At 49.1% G+C, this 16,339-nt stretch carries 13 protein-coding genes; 10 read left to right on the top strand and 3 right to left on the bottom strand.

The genetic code is table 11. From position 1 onward, the window contains the following. Window positions 1-48: 48 nt before the first annotated feature. Window positions 49-972: an ArsR/SmtB family transcription factor gene (locus tag H70357_RS19280; protein WP_038592871.1), complete on the bottom strand. Its 924-nt coding sequence runs from the start codon at window positions 970-972 to the stop codon at window positions 49-51. Window positions 973-1,239: 267 nt separating this feature from the next. Between H70357_RS19280 and H70357_RS19275 the strand changes: the two genes are divergently transcribed. The 5 genes from H70357_RS19275 to H70357_RS19255 all read left to right on the top strand — a co-directional run bounded on the left by H70357_RS19275 (window position 1,240) and on the right by H70357_RS19255 (window position 6,678). Next, complete coding sequence (locus tag H70357_RS19275) at window positions 1,240-2,418, top strand: MFS transporter (protein ID WP_156130894.1); 1,179 nt, start codon at window positions 1,240-1,242, stop codon at window positions 2,416-2,418. A 91-nt stretch (window positions 2,419-2,509) separates the two neighbouring features. Further along, a complete protein-coding gene (locus H70357_RS19270; protein WP_038592869.1) occupies window positions 2,510-3,235 on the top strand; it encodes a phosphonate ABC transporter ATP-binding protein in 726 nt (241 codons plus the stop codon). Between the two features lie 35 nt (window positions 3,236-3,270). Next, complete coding sequence (locus H70357_RS19265) at window positions 3,271-4,554, top strand: hypothetical protein (protein ID WP_156130893.1); 1,284 nt, start codon at window positions 3,271-3,273, stop codon at window positions 4,552-4,554. Then, window positions 4,547-5,245: a response regulator transcription factor gene (locus H70357_RS19260; protein WP_038592865.1), complete on the top strand. Its 699-nt coding sequence runs from the start codon at window positions 4,547-4,549 to the stop codon at window positions 5,243-5,245. Before H70357_RS19265 ends, H70357_RS19260 begins: the two co-directional genes overlap by 8 nt. After that, window positions 5,242-6,678: a sensor histidine kinase gene (locus H70357_RS19255; protein ID WP_038592863.1), complete on the top strand. Its 1,437-nt coding sequence runs from the start codon at window positions 5,242-5,244 to the stop codon at window positions 6,676-6,678. Before H70357_RS19260 ends, H70357_RS19255 begins: the two co-directional genes overlap by 4 nt. A 122-nt stretch (window positions 6,679-6,800) precedes the next feature. Here H70357_RS19255 and H70357_RS19250 read toward each other — a convergent pair whose 3' ends face one another. Further along, window positions 6,801-8,030 (bottom strand): glucose-1-phosphate adenylyltransferase, encoded by a 1,230-nt coding sequence (locus tag H70357_RS19250; RefSeq protein ID WP_038592860.1) that lies wholly within the window; start codon window positions 8,028-8,030, stop codon window positions 6,801-6,803. A 303-nt stretch (window positions 8,031-8,333) separates the two neighbouring features. On the opposite strand from H70357_RS19250, the gene glgB reads away from it, so the two are divergent. Both glgB and glgA read left to right on the top strand, forming a co-directional pair. Continuing rightward, on the top strand, window positions 8,334-10,172 hold the full coding sequence (gene glgB / locus H70357_RS19245; protein WP_231578491.1) for a 1,4-alpha-glucan branching protein GlgB: 1,839 nt from the start codon (window positions 8,334-8,336) through the stop codon (window positions 10,170-10,172). Window positions 10,173-10,207: 35 nt separating this feature from the next. Continuing rightward, window positions 10,208-11,632, top strand: coding sequence for a glycogen synthase GlgA (gene glgA / locus H70357_RS19240; protein WP_038592854.1), 1,425 nt, complete (start codon window positions 10,208-10,210; stop codon window positions 11,630-11,632). A gap of 155 nt (window positions 11,633-11,787) precedes the next feature. Here glgA and H70357_RS19235 read toward each other — a convergent pair whose 3' ends face one another. After that, on the bottom strand, window positions 11,788-13,533 hold the full coding sequence (locus H70357_RS19235) for an alpha-glycosidase (RefSeq protein ID WP_038592851.1): 1,746 nt from the start codon (window positions 13,531-13,533) through the stop codon (window positions 11,788-11,790). 411 nt (window positions 13,534-13,944) lie between these two features. Between H70357_RS19235 and H70357_RS19230 the strand changes: the two genes are divergently transcribed. From H70357_RS19230 to H70357_RS19220, 3 genes are all read left to right on the top strand, one after another. After that, window positions 13,945-14,766: a transporter substrate-binding domain-containing protein gene (locus tag H70357_RS19230; RefSeq protein WP_038592848.1), complete on the top strand. Its 822-nt coding sequence runs from the start codon at window positions 13,945-13,947 to the stop codon at window positions 14,764-14,766. 136 nt (window positions 14,767-14,902) lie between these two features. Further along, window positions 14,903-15,562, top strand: coding sequence for an amino acid ABC transporter permease (locus tag H70357_RS19225; protein ID WP_038592845.1), 660 nt, complete (start codon window positions 14,903-14,905; stop codon window positions 15,560-15,562). Further along, window positions 15,549-16,271 (top strand): amino acid ABC transporter ATP-binding protein, encoded by a 723-nt coding sequence (locus H70357_RS19220; protein ID WP_038592842.1) that lies wholly within the window; start codon window positions 15,549-15,551, stop codon window positions 16,269-16,271. The genes H70357_RS19225 and H70357_RS19220 overlap by 14 nt, the downstream gene beginning before the upstream one ends. Window positions 16,272-16,339: the final 68 nt, after the last annotated feature.

The raw sequence follows: 16,339 nt of genomic DNA, 5'->3' as shown, positions 1-16,339 counted from the left end.
CTCGCTTCGTAAGCATTCACTTGTCTCTGTCTCTATTTGGTACTGTTATTATAAACGAATATAGGATTCCAGGAACATCTGAAGATCTGAGGCGCCGTCCGCGCGGATGCTGAAACGTTCATTGCCTTCTCCCTCACTGCCCAGATGGACGCGCAGGAGACCGGCGACCCGCAGGATAAGCAAATGATGCATAAGCATTTCACTGGACTGGTTCAAATCGGACTGCATGTCCCATATGGTCTTGGGCTCATTAGCCACATAGCGCAGCAGTCTTAGACGCGTCGGGTCCGATAGCGCCTTGGTCAGGCGCAGCAGTACGGTAGGCGGCTCGTCCTCGTCTTCAGAAGGCACATCTACAGGGTACTGAATGATCATTAAGGTATTATAGAAGCAATACGTATTAATCGGCCGGTTGTGCACTGTAGGCAGCAGCACAATAGTCTGCAAATCCGGGATGTCACCGACTACCACTCCGCCTGAGGCGTATTCAATCAGCGCTCCAGGGTCCATTTTGCTCTCCAGCAGCTTCTTTTCCGAGGCGTCCTCAATCAGCAGCGGCAGAATCTTCTGCTCCACATGGCGGAAGTACTGATCATACCAAAGGCGAAGAAGCGGAGCATAGCTGTCCCTGATCCGTTTACATTCTTCAATCGTAAAATCGGGGAACAGGGGAGACAAGCGCCCGAAGCGCTCCTCCAGTGAGGAGGACTCCAATTCGTCCAGGAACTGCAGCACTTTGGAGCCTGGCCCGCGGTTGTAAGCCCAGGCATACAGCACATCATAGTCAGTAAAGGGCCATTCGGCAGCCTGCTTCAGAGCGGATACCTGCTGCGGCGGTATGCGGCCGTCGAGATCACGGACCCAGTCGGGACCTATATCCAGATTAGAGATCCATTTACCGGTAACATATATCATGAAACTGTCCAGCAGTTCATATACAGGCGAGACATCAATTTTCAGTTCATAGCTCATGAAGCATACACCCCCAGGGAAATCCGTCACTTCTATATATTATCTCTTGTTTTGAAGAGGGTTGTCCACTATAATGTTCGGTGTTTGCCGTTTCACGTCCGTTTGCTTAACTATTGTATTACATAGCCCTAAGCTTCCGAAGCCAGTTTTGTTCAGTGCGACTCAGGAAGCAAATGCTCACAAAACTAAGCGTATGCTTTCGAAGCCAGTTTTGTTCGAAGCGACTCAGGAAGTAAATGCTCACAAAACTTTTAGGAGGATTCATCCGTGTCAGACCGGCTCACCGCAACAAGCAAACTGAACAACAAATGGAATTATATGATTCTGATTACCGTTATTATCGCTGCCGGGCTCAGCCAAGGGCTGCTGCTTCCGGTACTCTCCATTCTGCTGGAGCAAAAAGGGGTTTCTTCCTCACTAAACGGACTTAATGCCGCTGCTTTATATGTAGGCACTTTTGCGATGACGCTGGCAGCCGAGCGGGTTCTTGGCGCCATCGGCTTCAAGAAGCTGATCGCTGCCGGGCTCAGCCTTGTGCTGGTGGCGCTGCTCTTGTTCCCGCTGCTGCCGGGTATCAAGGTCTGGTTTGTCTTGCGCCTGTTTGTGGGCATTGGAGACTCAGCCATTAACTATGCCGCGCAGCTATGGGTGCTGCTCATGACACCTGCGGAGCACCGGGGGCGCAATCTCTCGCTGTATGGGATGTCCTACGGACTCGGATTTAGTCTCGGCCCGATTGGGATCAGCCTGCTGCGATATGGCCAGGCCGCACCGTTTTTGATTATTGCTGCGCTTTTTGTGCTGGTGCTGCTGCTAGTCCTCATCAAGCTGCCGGATTCTCACCCGGATAAAGTGGAGCATGGGGAGGGACAAGCGCGGCGTTTCGGGAGAAGCTACAGCCTCGCTTGGTATGCCCTGATTCCTGCACTTCTTTACGGCTATATGGAAGCTAGTCTGAACAGTAATTTCCCTGTGTACGGACTGCGCATCGGCTACAGCACGGATCAGATTGCTGCGCTGCTGCCATTCGCCGGTATTGGCGGTCTGCTGCTTCAACTGCCGCTGGGGATATGGAGCGACCGCTACGGCCGAAAGAAGATTCTGATCTTTTCCGGTGTGAGTGGCGGTCTGGCCTTTACCTTGCTGCCGCTGTCCGGTAATCATTTCCTGCTGACACTGGTTGTGCTGATGGTGGCAGGCGGTCTGGTAGGTTCTTTCTTCTCGCTGGGTCTAAGTTACGCTGCAGATATTCTTCCGCGCAATTTGCTGCCCGCAGCAAATGTGGTTTCCTCCTTTCATTTTAGTATCGGCAGCATTGTGGGACCTGGCATCGGCGGACTGCTGCTAGAATTTGGCTGGGGAGGCGGTGTTTTTGTCCTGCTGGGCGCTTTTTATATATTGTTCGGTTTGGCAGGGTTATTATTCTCGCCACGCCAGCTGAATTGAGGTAAGATAAGAACGGATGCTCGCATGGAAATCGATCACGCTTTCAGAGTACACTATATGAGTAGAGTCAAAGACAGGGAGAGGCTGAACTATGATCACAGTTGAACATTTAGCCAAAGCAGTCGGGGAAGAAAAATTGCCTGTTCTGCAGGACATTGGCTTTCAATTAGAACCAGGTGAGCTTGTTGTACTGCTGGGAGCCAGCGGGAGCGGCAAGTCAACGCTGCTGCGCTGCCTTGCACTGAAAGAGAAATGGGACAGAGGGAACTTCAGGGTGGATGGAGTCAATATTCTCGGAAATGTCTTTACCGGCAAACGGAAGATCCGCCGGGAGTGGGCTTATCTGGAACAAAATGCAGAGCTCAATCCGAACCGGACTGCGCTTAAGAACGTGCTGATAGGCCAGTCCTCACAAACACCGCTCTGGCGGATGGTGACAGGAATGGTCCGTTCAGACGACTACATGGGCGCGATGGACGAGCTGGATTTATTGGGTCTGCTGGATAAGGCCAAGATGAAGACAAGCCAGCTAAGCGGCGGAGAACGCCAGCGGGTGGCGATTGCCCGGGCACTGGTTCACGGAGCCAAGGTGATTCTGGCAGATGAACCGGTTACCGGTCTTGATCCGCGTACAGCAGAGGGAGTGCTGGAAACCCTGCGCAAGCTCTGCAAAGAGACAGGGCTGACGGTAGTGACGGTGTTGCCCCTAGAGCTGGCGGAACGTTATGCTACACGACTGTGGGTTCTTGAAGACGGCCGGATAAAACATGATGTAAAGGGCCGCCGTCTGACATCACAAGAACGCCTGCATCTGTAAACATTACACCACGAAACAAGGAAAGAGTGATGAAGTTGAATAATCGAGTTCTGAGACGTCTGGCGGCGGTATCTCTTTCTCTGTCCATACTGTCGGGCTGCACCTTCATCAGCGATCCTGTTTTGCGGATGAAGGCGCCGGAGCTGTCTGCCGATAAGGCTTCGCTGATGACGGCGATCACGTCCCACATGCCAGCCGGAGCTTCGCTGATCCGTCCGGTTAGTGACGATGACAGCTCTATTTTCACTGAGGATCTGGACAAGGACGGAACGATGGAGACACTCGTCTTCTATTCGACGAAGAACGAGGCCGTACTGATTCACGGCATGATCCTGGAGAAGCGGGACGATGTCTGGGAGAAGAAGCTGGTATTTGACGGTGGCGGAACGGAGTTGGATTCCGTTGATTTAAGGGATGTAACCGGTGAAGGCAAGCTGAATATCATTGCCGGTTATTCACGAGGTGTAGAGAAAGGGATGGTGGTCTACTCCTATTCCGGCGGAGAGCTGGAGGAAGTGCTCTCCCAGCCCTACACGAAATATATGGTCGATGACCTCAATGAGGATGGGATTGAAGACATCACGGTTGTATATTTTAAACGCAATGAGTTTGCCACAATTACTACCTATCAGTACAACGACGGCTTTAAGGTTTTGGATGAGCTTGACGATCTGGATCCTTATTTCAGTAATTATTACAATATTGTCTCAGGAAAAGTGGCAGAGAATAAAGAAGGTATAGTTCTGGATTCGGCAGTGGATTCACGCTCAGCATATACGACGGTGGTAGTGATGGAGAATAATAAGCTGCGTGTGGTGATCCCCGGAGATGCCCGGACCTTTAAGGACAGAAAGATTGTCAGTGAGGATATCGACGGCGACGGCGTTATCGAAATCGGATTGCTGGAGCCGCCGAAGGGCTGGGAATATTTTGATCCTGAGACGATTCCCTATTTCAATTCTTATTACAAATGGGACGGCAAAAACGGCTTAACCTTTTCCGCGCTGCAATACCGTGATCCGTCGGACCGCTTCAGGATTGATCTTTTACCGGAATGGCATGAGAATGTTACAGTGGATACCAAGTCGGTCCAGGACAAATCACTTAAGTTTATTTTGTCGAATACCGGTGAGACGGTAGCAGAAATCTCATTCTTTTCTCCGGCGGAATGGGAGCGCGTAAAGAGTAGCGGGTGGAAAATATTAGGATTTGATCTTGATAAGTTTATCGGCTACCGGGGAGAAGTTGAGCAGAACACAAGCGGGGGCGACAACAATAAAATCACCTCGCCTATAGAAAGGAAGGGAATCGATGAGTAAGGTATTAATCCTGGAGGATGAAGAATCCATCCGCAGTTTTATAGTTATTAATCTCAAGCGTAACGGATTTGAGGTGCTGGAAGCCGCTGACGGCAATGAAGCACTGCACAAGCTGACTACGGTTCCTGATATTGATATTGCACTCCTGGACGTAATGGTTCCCGGCATCGACGGATTTGAGGTGTGCAGACGCATCCGGGAAACGAATGAACGGCTCGGGATTATCTTTCTTACGGCAAAAGTCCAGGAGCAGGATAAGGTTTACGCCCTTTCAGTCGGTGCGGATGACCATGTCAGCAAACCATTCAGTCCTACGGAGCTGATCGCCCGTATACAATCGCTGCTGCGCCGTGTCAATGTTCACCGGGAGCAGTCTGCAAAGGTCTCATTTCATTCGGGGCCGTTTACGCTCGATCTGATTTCCAAACAGTTTAAGCGCAGCGGGGAAGGCATCGAATTGACGCCAACCGAGTTTTCATTGGTACAATTTTTCCTGGAAAAAGAAAACACGCCGCTCAGCCGCGACTCGCTCTTGGATCATGTCTGGGGCAAGGAGTACATGGGCGATCCGAAAATTGTTGATGTAAATATCCGCCGGCTGCGCCAAAAGATTGAGAATAATCCCTCAGAACCCGAATACCTACAGACCGTATGGGGACACGGCTATAAATGGAAGGGTCAAGGACAATGATCAAGAAGGGGATGCGCAGACAGATTGTACTGCACTATATTCTTGTAGTCTTCGTGGCGCTCCTCCTCGTTGAGGTTATTTTTCTGCTGGCCATCCGGACGTATTATTACGATAGTGTTTATAATAAAATTACGACCCAGATCGGAATATCGGAAAACTTCTATAAATTCACATTTTCCAACGAGGGTTCGCCCGTTCATTTTCAGAAGCTGCTTGAATACTTCGATATGGATAATACGGAATTGGAAATACTGACCCTTAACGGTGATATCCTTACCGGATCTACGCCATTTCAGCCTGACCGTACGATTACTACCAGTGATGTATCAGAAGCGGTTGGCGGAAGCATCGGACGCTGGGTAGGCAGACAAGCAGGGACGAATGAGAGCGTTATGGCGGTATCCAAAATGCTGCACATTAACGGCCGCGATTCTTTTATTGTAAGATACCTTACGTCCATGGAGAGAATCAACTCAGATTTGCTGAATCTTACCTTGGTATCCATCGGTATCGGTGGAGCAGTAATGGCTATTGTTATGCTCTTCAGCTTCGGTCTCGCCAATTCCATCGTAAAGCCGCTCAATAATATTACGGCAGTATCGGCGCAGATGGCCAAAGGCAGATTTACGACCCGGATCAAAGGTGACTACAAATATGAGATTGGTGATTTGGCAACCACACTCAACTATATGGCAGATGAAATTATCCGCAGCAATCAGATTAAGGATGATTTCATTTCCTCGATTTCCCATGAGTTGCGGACGCCGCTGACCAGCATCAAGGGCTGGAGTGAAACACTGATTTCAGGTGGCTACGATCCGGAGGAAACCAAGCTGGGCATGGGGATTATATCCAAGGAAAGCGACCGGCTGATCGGGCTGGTGGAGGAAATCCTCGACTTCTCCAAGCTGCAGCAGAATGAGATGAAGCTATCCATCGCTCTTATCGATATCAAAGTGGTGCTTCAGGAGACGATACTGAATGTATGGGCCAAAGCGGAGAAGAAACGTATACATCTACTGCTGGAATGTGAAGGGACGATCTATATCAAAGGAGACGCCAACCGGCTGAAACAGGTATTCCTGAATTTGGTGGACAACGCGGTGAAGTTCTCCCCTGAAGATTCTAGCATTGTCCTGTCCACCCACCGTCTCTCCAAGGAGGAGATGGCTGTCATTGTCAGGGACAGCGGAATTGGCATCAGTGAAGCCCACCTCTCCAGAGTCCGCGATCGTTTCTTCCAGGTCGACGCGCTGAACGGAGGAACCGGACTGGGGCTTGCCATTTCCCAGCAAATTGTGGAGCTTCATCACGGAAAGCTGGAATTGGATAGTGAGCTGGGCAAAGGAACGCAGGTTACTGTTATTTTGCCGCTGACCGAGGAACAGCCTCCAGTTGCAGCAGAGGGTGAAAACGGACCCGAATTACTGTAACAGGCTCTTTATGAGTGTAAAGCGACAGGAAGTAAATATTGCAAGAAAAAAGCAGCAGCTCCGGTTATCAGAGAATGCTGCTTTTTCTTGTATAGGTTGGAGACTGACGGGATGCTGATAACTTAGGAAGGAAGTCCTTCAGCCCGCAGACGTCCGGTTTTTTCGTACACTTCCTGCAGTAGACGGGAAGGCTGAGTACGAATGACAGGTTTGGCGGCCACAATCTCATTAGGACCGACAACGACAATGTTGTCCACACTGCCCTTAATTACAGCGCCGTCTTTGATAACAGCTCCTTCACCGATAATTGCATTTTCAATCACTACGCCCCGGCCAATACGTGCACCCGGCATAATAACGCTTTGTTTAATCATGGTCATTTTGCCGATCTCCACGCCGCCGAACACTACAGAGCGCTGCAGGCTGCCTTCCAGCAGGCAAGTTTCATTTACGAGGCAATCTGCTGTTTTGATCTGCAACTGCATACGTGGTTTAACTGCAGCGGGTTTGGTCCGGCGGGCCCGGCTATACATTGGCCACTTCGAGTTGTCGAGCTTGAAGCCGTTATCGGCTTGCAGAAGATCCATATGCGCTTCCCAGAGGCTGCCCACTGTACCTACATCTCTCCAGTAGCCTTCAAAACGGAAGGCAAACAATTCATCATTAGCCTCCAGCATCGTCGGGATCACATCTTTGCCGAAGTCATGGCTGGAAGCCTGATTTGCGGCATCACGGAGAAGATGTTCTTTCAGGTATTTCCACTCGAATAGATAAATCCCCATCGAAGCGAGGTTGCTTTTAGGGACTTTTGGTTTTTCGGCAAATTCAGAAATTTGGAGTTCCTCATTTACGTTCATCACACCAAAGCGGCTTGCTTCATCCCAAGGCACTTCCATTACCGAGATGGTGGCTTTGGCGGATTTGCCGATATGGTAATCCAGCATTTTTCGATAGTCCATATGGTAAATATGATCTGCCGAGAGGATCAGTACATGCTCAGGATTTTGATTGTCAATAAACTCAATGTTCTTATAAATGGCATCGGCTGTTCCAGAATAACTTTCACGGCCTTCAACTCCCGAAGGAAGCAGTCTGACACCCTGATTAGTTGTGCTGTGAAGCCCCCAGGGCTCCCCTTCACCAATATGTTGATGCAAGGAATTAGCTTCGTACTGCGTCAGTACGCCTACAGTGTCGATATTGGAATTCACACAATTGCTGAGGGGAAAGTCAATGATTCTATACTGTCCTCCGAAAGGGACTGCAGGCTTTGCCATCGTGCTGGTCAGGGGGGCCAATCTGCGGCCTTCACCACCCGCCAGGAGCATGGCGATACATTCTTTTTTACTCATTTGTTATCCCTCCCATTTTTTTGTCAATGCTTGTAATATAAACTCTCCACAAGCGCTTGAAACGACATAGGTGAAATATATAGCGTTACCGCAAGAAAAATTACATGAATATTTTCTTTATTCTGTGAAAGCTTATTTTGCTTGTAAAATCATTTTCAAACGCCCAACATTCGGGTAATGTTATAGGTGCATCCTATATAATAAGGTGGTGATGATTTGCCTGACATACAAGAAGCAGAAAACCTCCCGTCATTTGAAGATATTTACCTGTTCCATGAGGGCACGAATTATCGCAGCTATACGATGCTGGGCGCGCACATTGCCGCTGAAGAAGGAATGACCGGCGTACGCTTTACCGTGTGGGCTCCTCATGCGACATATGTAGGACTGGCTGGTAATCATAACGGCTGGGATGGAACGCAGGACGTGGACTCGTTATATAAGATACCCGATTCAGGATTTTGGAGTCGTTTTTTTCCGGGAATAGAGCCGGGAACTTTTTACAAATACAGGATCGTCGCAGCGAATGGCGACAGCTTCCTTAAAGCTGATCCTTATGCATTCAAGGCTGAAGTGCGTCCGGCGACGGCATCAGTGGTGGCGGATCTTAACGGCTACAGCTGGGGAGATGCTGCCTGGCGGCGGCGGACGAAGGCCCCGTACAACGGGCCAATGAACATTTACGAAATGCATTTCGGCACCTGGCGTCAGAAGGAAGACGGAGAATTTTATACGTACCGGGAAATGAGTGATCTGCTGATCCCTTATCTGCTGGAGATGAGTTATACCCATGTAGAGTTTATGCCGCTGGCTGAACATCCTTATGATTTATCCTGGGGTTATCAGGGAACCGGATATTTTGCCGCAACGAGCCGTTACGGAGAGCCGCATGAGCTAATGTATTTAATTGATCAGCTGCATCAGGCAGGCATTGGAGTCATTCTTGACTGGGTTCCGGCCCATTTTGCGAAGGATGCACATGGCCTGAGAATGTTTGACGGTTCAACGCTGTATGAGTATGCGGATCCTATGCTGGCCGAGAAGCCGGGCTGGGGAACGCTTTCCTTTGATTTCAGCAAGCCGGAAATTTCCTCCTTTCTGATTTCAAATGCCTTATTCTGGTTCGAGCAGTATCATATAGATGGCATGAGAGTTGATGCGGTTACAAGCATGCTGCGGCTCGATTTTGAGAAGCAGGGCCATCAGTTCAGACGCAATCAAAACGGTGGTCTTGAGAATCTTGAAGCCATCCGTTTCATACAGCAGTTGAATAAAGCAATCTTTCAGTATTATCCGAAAGCATTGATGATGGCGGAGGAATCCAGCGCCTGGCCTGGCGTTACTTCTCCAGCTCATCAAGGGGGACTCGGTTTCAACTACAAATGGAATATGGGCTGGATGAATGACACACTGGGCTACATAGAACATGATTTCGGGGCACGGCCCTATCATCATAATTTGTTGACCTTCCCAATTTGTTATGCCTATGCCGAGAATTACACGCTGCCGCTCTCTCATGATGAAGTGGTGCACGGCAAGAAATCACTGCTGGACAAGATGCCAGGCTCTTATGAACAGAAATTTGCCGGTCTCCGGTTGCTGCTGGGCTACCAGATTACCCATCCCGGCAAAAAGCTGCTGTTCATGGGTGGAGAATTCGGACAATTTATCGAGTGGAAGGATCAGGAGCAGCTCGATTGGCTGCTGCTGGATTATGAAAGCCACCGCGGAATGCTGGCCTATACCGCTGCGCTGAACAAGCTGTATTTGGCGGAAAAAGCATTGTGGGAGCTTGATCATGATATGGAAGGCTATCAGTGGATTGATGCCGATGATAATGGCCAAAGTATTGTGTCCTATATCCGCAGAGGTAAGAGACCCGTAGATACCTTGCTTGTAATTATCAATTTTCAGCCGGTGGAACGGCGTCAGTACCGGATTGGCGTACCCCGCCCGGGAACTTATGAAGAGATATTCAGCTCTGAGGGTATTCAGTTTGGCGGCTCGGGTGCCAGCAATGAGCCCATGAAGAGCAGCAAGAAAGAATGGCATAATCAGTTGAACAGCATAGAGCTGACCATTCCGGCACTTGGATTTCTGGTGCTCAAGAAATCCGGCCGCAAGGTGGTCAAACAAGCTTGAAATAGTGGAATTCGTACATTTAAGGGGGAATCTGAATGAAAGTTTTATTTGCTGCAGCCGAAGCCCATCCTTTTGTTAAGACAGGTGGTTTGGCTGATGTCATTGGAGCTCTGCCCAAGGCGCTAAAGGGCGCAGGAGTGGATGTACGGGTGATTTTGCCAAAATACCGGGGAATTCCGGAGAAGTTCACTTCGCAAATGGAGCATGTAGCCGTAGTGGATGTTCCTGTAGGCTGGCGCAATCAGTATTGCGGCATCGAACAGATTATTTACGATGGTATTCCGGTCTATTTTATCGACAATGAATATTATTTTGGCCGTGACGGCATTTATGGATATCTGGATGATGGTGAACGGTTTGCATTCTACAACCGGGCGGTTCTGGAATGCCTGCCGGCCATTAATTTTCAGCCGGATGTGCTGCATTGCCATGATTGGCACGCTGCAGTCATTCCGATGCTGCTTCAGGGCCATTACCGGCATGATCCGTTCTACAGCGAGATGCGCACTGTCTTTACCATTCACAATCTGCTATACCAAGGCGTGTTTCCTTATTCCGTGCTGGGTGAGCTGCTTGGCCTGGATGACAGCTACTTCAGCGGTGTAGAGTATTACGGCAACGTGAACTATATGAAGGGCGGGATCGTCCATAGTGATCATGTGACTACGGTCAGTCCGACTTATGCGGAAGAAATCCGTACGGCCTATTATGGATATGGTCTGGATGGCTTGCTCTCTTCCCGGGCGGACAGTCTCAGCGGGATTGTTAACGGCATTGATACTAAGAGCTACAATCCCAACAGCGATCCGCAAATCTTTACACGTTACCGTTCAAATCTGGCGAAGAAGGCTGAGAATAAGCTGGGCCTGCAGCAGGAGTTAGGGTTGCCCGTAGCCCCGTATATTCCGATGGTCGCAATGGTTACGCGGCTGGTTGATTCCAAGGGTCTTGATCTCCTGACACGCGTGCTGGATGAGCTGCTGTATTACGATGATATTCAATTTGTACTGCTTGGCACAGGGGACGAATCCTATGAACGCTGGTTCCGTGAAGCGGCATGGCGGTACCCGACCAAGCTGTCTTCGCAGATTCTGTTCAATGACGCTTTGTCGCGCAAAATATATGCGGCCAGCGATCTGTTCCTGATGCCATCAAAGTTCGAGCCTTGCGGAATCAGCCAACTGCTGGCGCTGCGTTATGGAAGTATTCCTGTAGTCCGTGAGACAGGCGGGCTTAATGATACCGTTCATGCCTATAACGAGGAAACAGGCGAGGGCAACGGCTTCACATTTAAGGATTACAACGCACATGACATGATGCATACACTGCGCCGGGCTGTATCGTTCTACCGCAAGCCGGAAGACTGGAAAAAAGTCACGAAAAACGCTTTTGCCGGTGACTACAGCTGGAACGTTTCCGCGCAGCAGTATATCGACATCTACAACAAAATTATACAATAATTAAAGCACAAAGAGGCATTCCTACAGGTCGTTAAGACTTTAGGAGTGTCTTTTTTGAGTTTTATAAGGATATTCGAGAGGATATAGCATAAAAAAACCAGTCAGACACTTTATCGTGTTTGACTGGTTTTAATAGGCACACAATCTTGTTGCCTTCAGCTTAAATTACGGCACAGAATCCGGTAACCATAAGGATCAAGCGAGATATGCATAATCCCCTCCTTCGGGGCAACCGGTTCGCCGGTAAGCGCATCCTGCCAGTCATCGGTTTCCATCGGATGTCTAAGCGTGCGAGGCTCCGCGGAATTGTTCATCCAGACCGTGAAATGAATGATCTCATCCGCACGTTCATACACGATGCAGGGGTCATTTTCACAGGCTACCAGAATGCGGAATCTGCCTTCTCGAAGGGCTTTGTGCCCTTTGCGCAGGAAGATCATCATCCGGTAAAAATCATACAGCTCGCGGTCCTGCTTCTTTTCATCCCACTCCATGCATTTACGGCAGTCGGGATCTTCGGAGCCGGTCAGGCCGATCTCATCCCCGTAATAAATACAAGGTGTCCCCATAAAGGTGAAGAGGAAAACAACCGCCAGCTTGAGGCGCCGTTTATCTTCTCCGACCACCGTCAGCAAACGGGGAGTGTCATGGCTGCCGAGCAAATTGAAGACCACCTCGTTTGTCTGCTGCGGATATCTCATTAACAGAGCGCCGATCCGTTGTCCGAAGGTGATGCCATCCATACCGCCATTAAAGAATTCCAGCACCGTACCTGAGAACGGGTAGTTCATCACCGAGTCGAACTGATCGCCCAGCAGCCATGTAAGGGAGTCACTCCACACCTCACCAACGATATAGGCCTCCGGGTTGGCGGATTTCACCACTTTGCGGAAGTCGCGCCAGAAATGATGATCCACCTCATTGGCAACGTCCAGCCGCCACCCGTCTACTTTGATCTCCTTAATCCAATATTCGGCGACTTCCAGCAGGTAGGCTCTGACCTCGTAGTTTGCTGTGTTGAACTTGGGCATATTGCCAAAAAAGCCGAAAGTGTCATACGTAGGAATACCGTCAGCCACCACAGCCGGGAAGGAGTTGATATGGAACCAATCTTTATAAACCGAATATTCACCCTTCTCCAGCACGTCCTGAAAAGGCGGGAACTTGTCGCTGCAATGATTGAAGACGGCGTCCAGCATCACCCGTATTCCTCTTCGGTGGCATTCCTCGACTACATGTTTCAGCAGCTCATTATCTCCGAAATGGGGGTCGACTTTTTTATAGTCCACGATGTCATATTTATGGTTGGAGGGGGAGAGGAACAGCGGAGTGAAATATACAGCATTGATACCCAGTTCATGCAGATCATCAAGATGATCCAGCACTCCCTGCAAGTCTCCGCCAAAAAAATTATCCAGCTTCGGAGTTCCGCCCCAGGCTTCGGTTCCTTCAGGATCATTGGTAGGGTCGCCATTGGCGAAACGTTCGGTCATAATTTGATAAAACACCGCATCCTTGGCCCAGTTGGGAACCTTGAACAGATCAATTTGATGTATATAGGGAAACTCGTAGAAGTGGTTAGGCGGCTGAGGGCATTCCGAACGGATGCCGTTATCAAGCAAATATACATTTTCCTGTCCTTTGCTGACGCGAAAAGTATAACTGAGCCGTTTATATTTAGGCCGGACCGCAGCCTCCCAATAATCGAATCTGTCGTCGGAAGCGGCTTTTTCCATCATGATTTCATAAAAGGTATGATCCCAATCATATTTATCACCTGTAAGGGCTGCTACACAGTCCACATCGTCACGTTTGGTGCGAACACGCAGATGTATAGTTTTTGTATCGTAGGCATAAGCCCACTTGTCACGGGGAACATGGTACATCGCTTCCAGCAGCATGGCCTGCACCTCCTAAATGTTTGTGAGCATTCACATCATTGCAACACTTCGAACAAACATCGAAAGCATAAGCTTATGTTTGTGAGCATTCTCATCATTGAAACCACTTGAACAAACTGACCTCGCGGGCATCCTTTTCACTCAGTTTGCATGTTATTACCACTCCAGAGGTCATTGTGAACCAATTCCGTTTATTCCAGGAAGTAGCTGGAGATAGTAAATAGTATATACTTCATATCAGGGCATGTGCAAAATGATGGAATGTAATGCAAGCTTACACCATATTCTTCTAACCTTGATTTAACGGGCTTTGTCACAAATTTGTCTTTGCATATTCATGCGGAGTGATTTATAATAAATCGGTCAAAGGCACAACTTAGAGTACCAAAACAGGATAGGGGAGATATACAGATGAAAAAATGGGGTAAACTTTCTTTAGGCATGCTGCTGGCGGTAGGACTTATGACCGGCTGTGGTACCAATAACAATGAAGATAATAAAAATGCGGCATCGAATGGCAACGCGGGCAGTGAAACTGCAGCCAAAACACTGACGCTGGGAACCAGCGCAGAATTTCCGCCCTACGAATTCCATAAAATGATAGATGGCAAGGATACGATCGTAGGCTTTGACATCGAGATTGCCAAGGACATCGCTGCTGATATGGGTGCTGAGCTGGTTATCAGGGATCTTCCATTTGATTCCCTGCTGAATGAGCTATCGAGCGGAAGAGTGGATATTGTTATCTCCGGACTGAGCTATACACCAAAACGTGCAGAAGCAGTCGGCCTCTCCGATGTTTACTTTAAAGCAGAGCAAGCGGTTGTCGTTCGTGAAGCTGATAAAGCTAAATTTGCTACTATGGATGCCCTGAAGAATACCAAGATCGGCATTCAGACAGGTTCGATTCAGGAAGATATCGCCAAAGAAATTGAAGGGGCGAAGCTGACCTCGCTGACCAAAATGACTGAGATTGTTATGCAGCTGCAATCTAACCGTGTAGATGCTTCTATTATGGAAGGGCCTGTTGCCGAATCGTTCGTGAAGAATGTGAAGGGCCTAGTCATTACTGACGCCAAACCAGTGGTAGAGGATGACGGATACGTTATCGGAGTGAAGAAAGGCAATACAGAATTGCTGGATCAAGTGAATACAACCTTGAAACGTTTGACGGCAGACGGCAAAATCGAAGAGTACGTATCGGCTGCAAGCGACCTTTCCATAAGCAAATAAAGGAAGCTCAGATTCCGGCACTTTCAGAAATAATGACAGTTATGCAGAGTACAGTTACACTATTCAGAAAATGGCGGTGATCCGCTGTTTTCTATTTTTTTGAAATCCAATAAGAAGACAGGAGGTTAGGCCTGCAATGAATCTATTCGATATGGCATATGAATACCGCAATCTTTTTTTCTCCGGCTTAAAATACACCTTGCTGCTGGCATTGATTGGGGTACTCTGCGGCTTTGTACTGGGAATTATAGTTTCTCTGCTGCGCATGTCCAAGTGGAGCGTACTGCGGTTTATCGCTACTGCGTGGGTTGAATTTCTGCGCGGTACGCCAATGCTGGTACAGCTCTTTCTCATCCATTACGGCTTAGTAGAATTAGGTCTGGAATTTTCGGCGATTCAGTCCGGTGCGATTACGCTCACGATTAACAGTTCGGCTTATCTGGCCGAGATCTTCCGTGCCGGTATTCAAGGCGTGGACCGCGGCCAAATGGAAGCAGCCCGTTCTCTCGGGATGAAACAAGGGATGACCATGCGCTACATTGTGCTTCCCCAGGCGCTGAAGAATGTGCTGCCGGCTATCGGCAATGAGTTCATTACGATCATTAAGGAGTCGTCCATTGTGTCGATGATCGGGGTGGCGGATCTTCTTTTCCAGGCCAGAAATATTACAGCCATTACTTATGAGGGGCTTACACCGCTGATCATCATCTCCATTATGTATTTCATCCTTACATTCACTTTATCTAAGCTGCTTGGCATTCTCGAAAGGAGGCTGAATACGGATGATCGCCGTTAACAACCTGCAAAAACATTTTGGCAAGCTGGAAATCCTGAAGGGCATTGACCTCGAAATCCAAAAAGGCGAAGTTGTGGTGGTCATCGGACCCAGCGGCTCCGGCAAAAGCACCTTTTTGCGCTGTCTGAATCTGCTGGAGCAGCCCACTGGGGGAGAAATCACCTTTGAAGGCGAGTCCATCACAGCGAAGAAACATGATATTAATGTGACCCGTGAAAAAATGGGCATGGTGTTCCAGCAGTTCAACCTGTTCCCGCACAAATCGGTGCTGCAGAATATCATGCTTGCTCCGCTCAAAGTAAAAAAGCAGCAGCCGGCGGAAGCTGAAAAAATTGCGATGGAGCTGCTACGGACGGTTGGGCTTGAAGATAAACGCGATGCTTACCCGGCTCAGCTCTCCGGCGGGCAGAAACAACGGATCGCCATCGCCCGTGCACTGGCCATGCAGCCGCATGTGATGCTCTTCGATGAGCCGACATCGGCGCTTGACCCTGAGATGGTCGGGGAGGTGCTGGAAGTGATGAAGAAGCTGGCCGAAGATGGGATGACGATGGTTATTGTCACTCATGAAATGGGCTTTGCCCGTGAAGTGGGCGACCGGATTCTTTTTATGGACGGCGGCTATATCGTAGAACAGGGGACACCTGCGGAAGTCTTCGGCCATCCGAAACATGACCGGACCCGGGATTTCCTCAGCAAAGTCTTATAGAAACGCACTAAACGGCCCTTGGAAACAACTCCGGCGGCCGTTTTGCTTTTGGTTAAGACCTAAATGGG

Origin of the sequence: Paenibacillus sp. FSL H7-0357, from assembly GCF_000758525.1 — a bacterium.
GTDB lineage: Bacteria > Bacillota > Bacilli > Paenibacillales > Paenibacillaceae > Paenibacillus_AQ.
This window is presented reverse-complemented; position numbering and strand designations above follow the sequence as displayed.

What these genes read in the sequence shown, in the direction of transcription:
- H70357_RS19260 (WP_038592865.1), top strand. Translation starts at nt 4,547, where the DNA reads ATGAGTAAGGTATTAATCCTGGAGGATGAAGAATCCATCCGCAGTTTT.
- glgA (WP_038592854.1), top strand. Translation starts at nt 10,208, where the DNA reads ATGAAAGTTTTATTTGCTGCAGCCGAAGCCCATCCTTTTGTTAAGACA.
- H70357_RS19270 (WP_038592869.1), top strand. Translation starts at nt 2,510, where the DNA reads ATGATCACAGTTGAACATTTAGCCAAAGCAGTCGGGGAAGAAAAATTG.
- glgB (WP_231578491.1), top strand. Translation starts at nt 8,334, where the DNA reads ATGCTGGGCGCGCACATTGCCGCTGAAGAAGGAATGACCGGCGTACGC.
- H70357_RS19280 (WP_038592871.1), bottom strand. Translation starts at nt 972, where the DNA reads ATGAGCTATGAACTGAAAATTGATGTCTCGCCTGTATATGAACTGCTG.
- H70357_RS19255 (WP_038592863.1), top strand. Translation starts at nt 5,242, where the DNA reads ATGATCAAGAAGGGGATGCGCAGACAGATTGTACTGCACTATATTCTT.
- H70357_RS19225 (WP_038592845.1), top strand. Translation starts at nt 14,903, where the DNA reads ATGAATCTATTCGATATGGCATATGAATACCGCAATCTTTTTTTCTCC.
- H70357_RS19250 (WP_038592860.1), bottom strand. Translation starts at nt 8,030, where the DNA reads ATGAGTAAAAAAGAATGTATCGCCATGCTCCTGGCGGGTGGTGAAGGC.
- H70357_RS19220 (WP_038592842.1), top strand. Translation starts at nt 15,549, where the DNA reads ATGATCGCCGTTAACAACCTGCAAAAACATTTTGGCAAGCTGGAAATC.
- H70357_RS19235 (WP_038592851.1), bottom strand. Translation starts at nt 13,533, where the DNA reads ATGCTGCTGGAAGCGATGTACCATGTTCCCCGTGACAAGTGGGCTTAT.
- H70357_RS19230 (WP_038592848.1), top strand. Translation starts at nt 13,945, where the DNA reads ATGAAAAAATGGGGTAAACTTTCTTTAGGCATGCTGCTGGCGGTAGGA.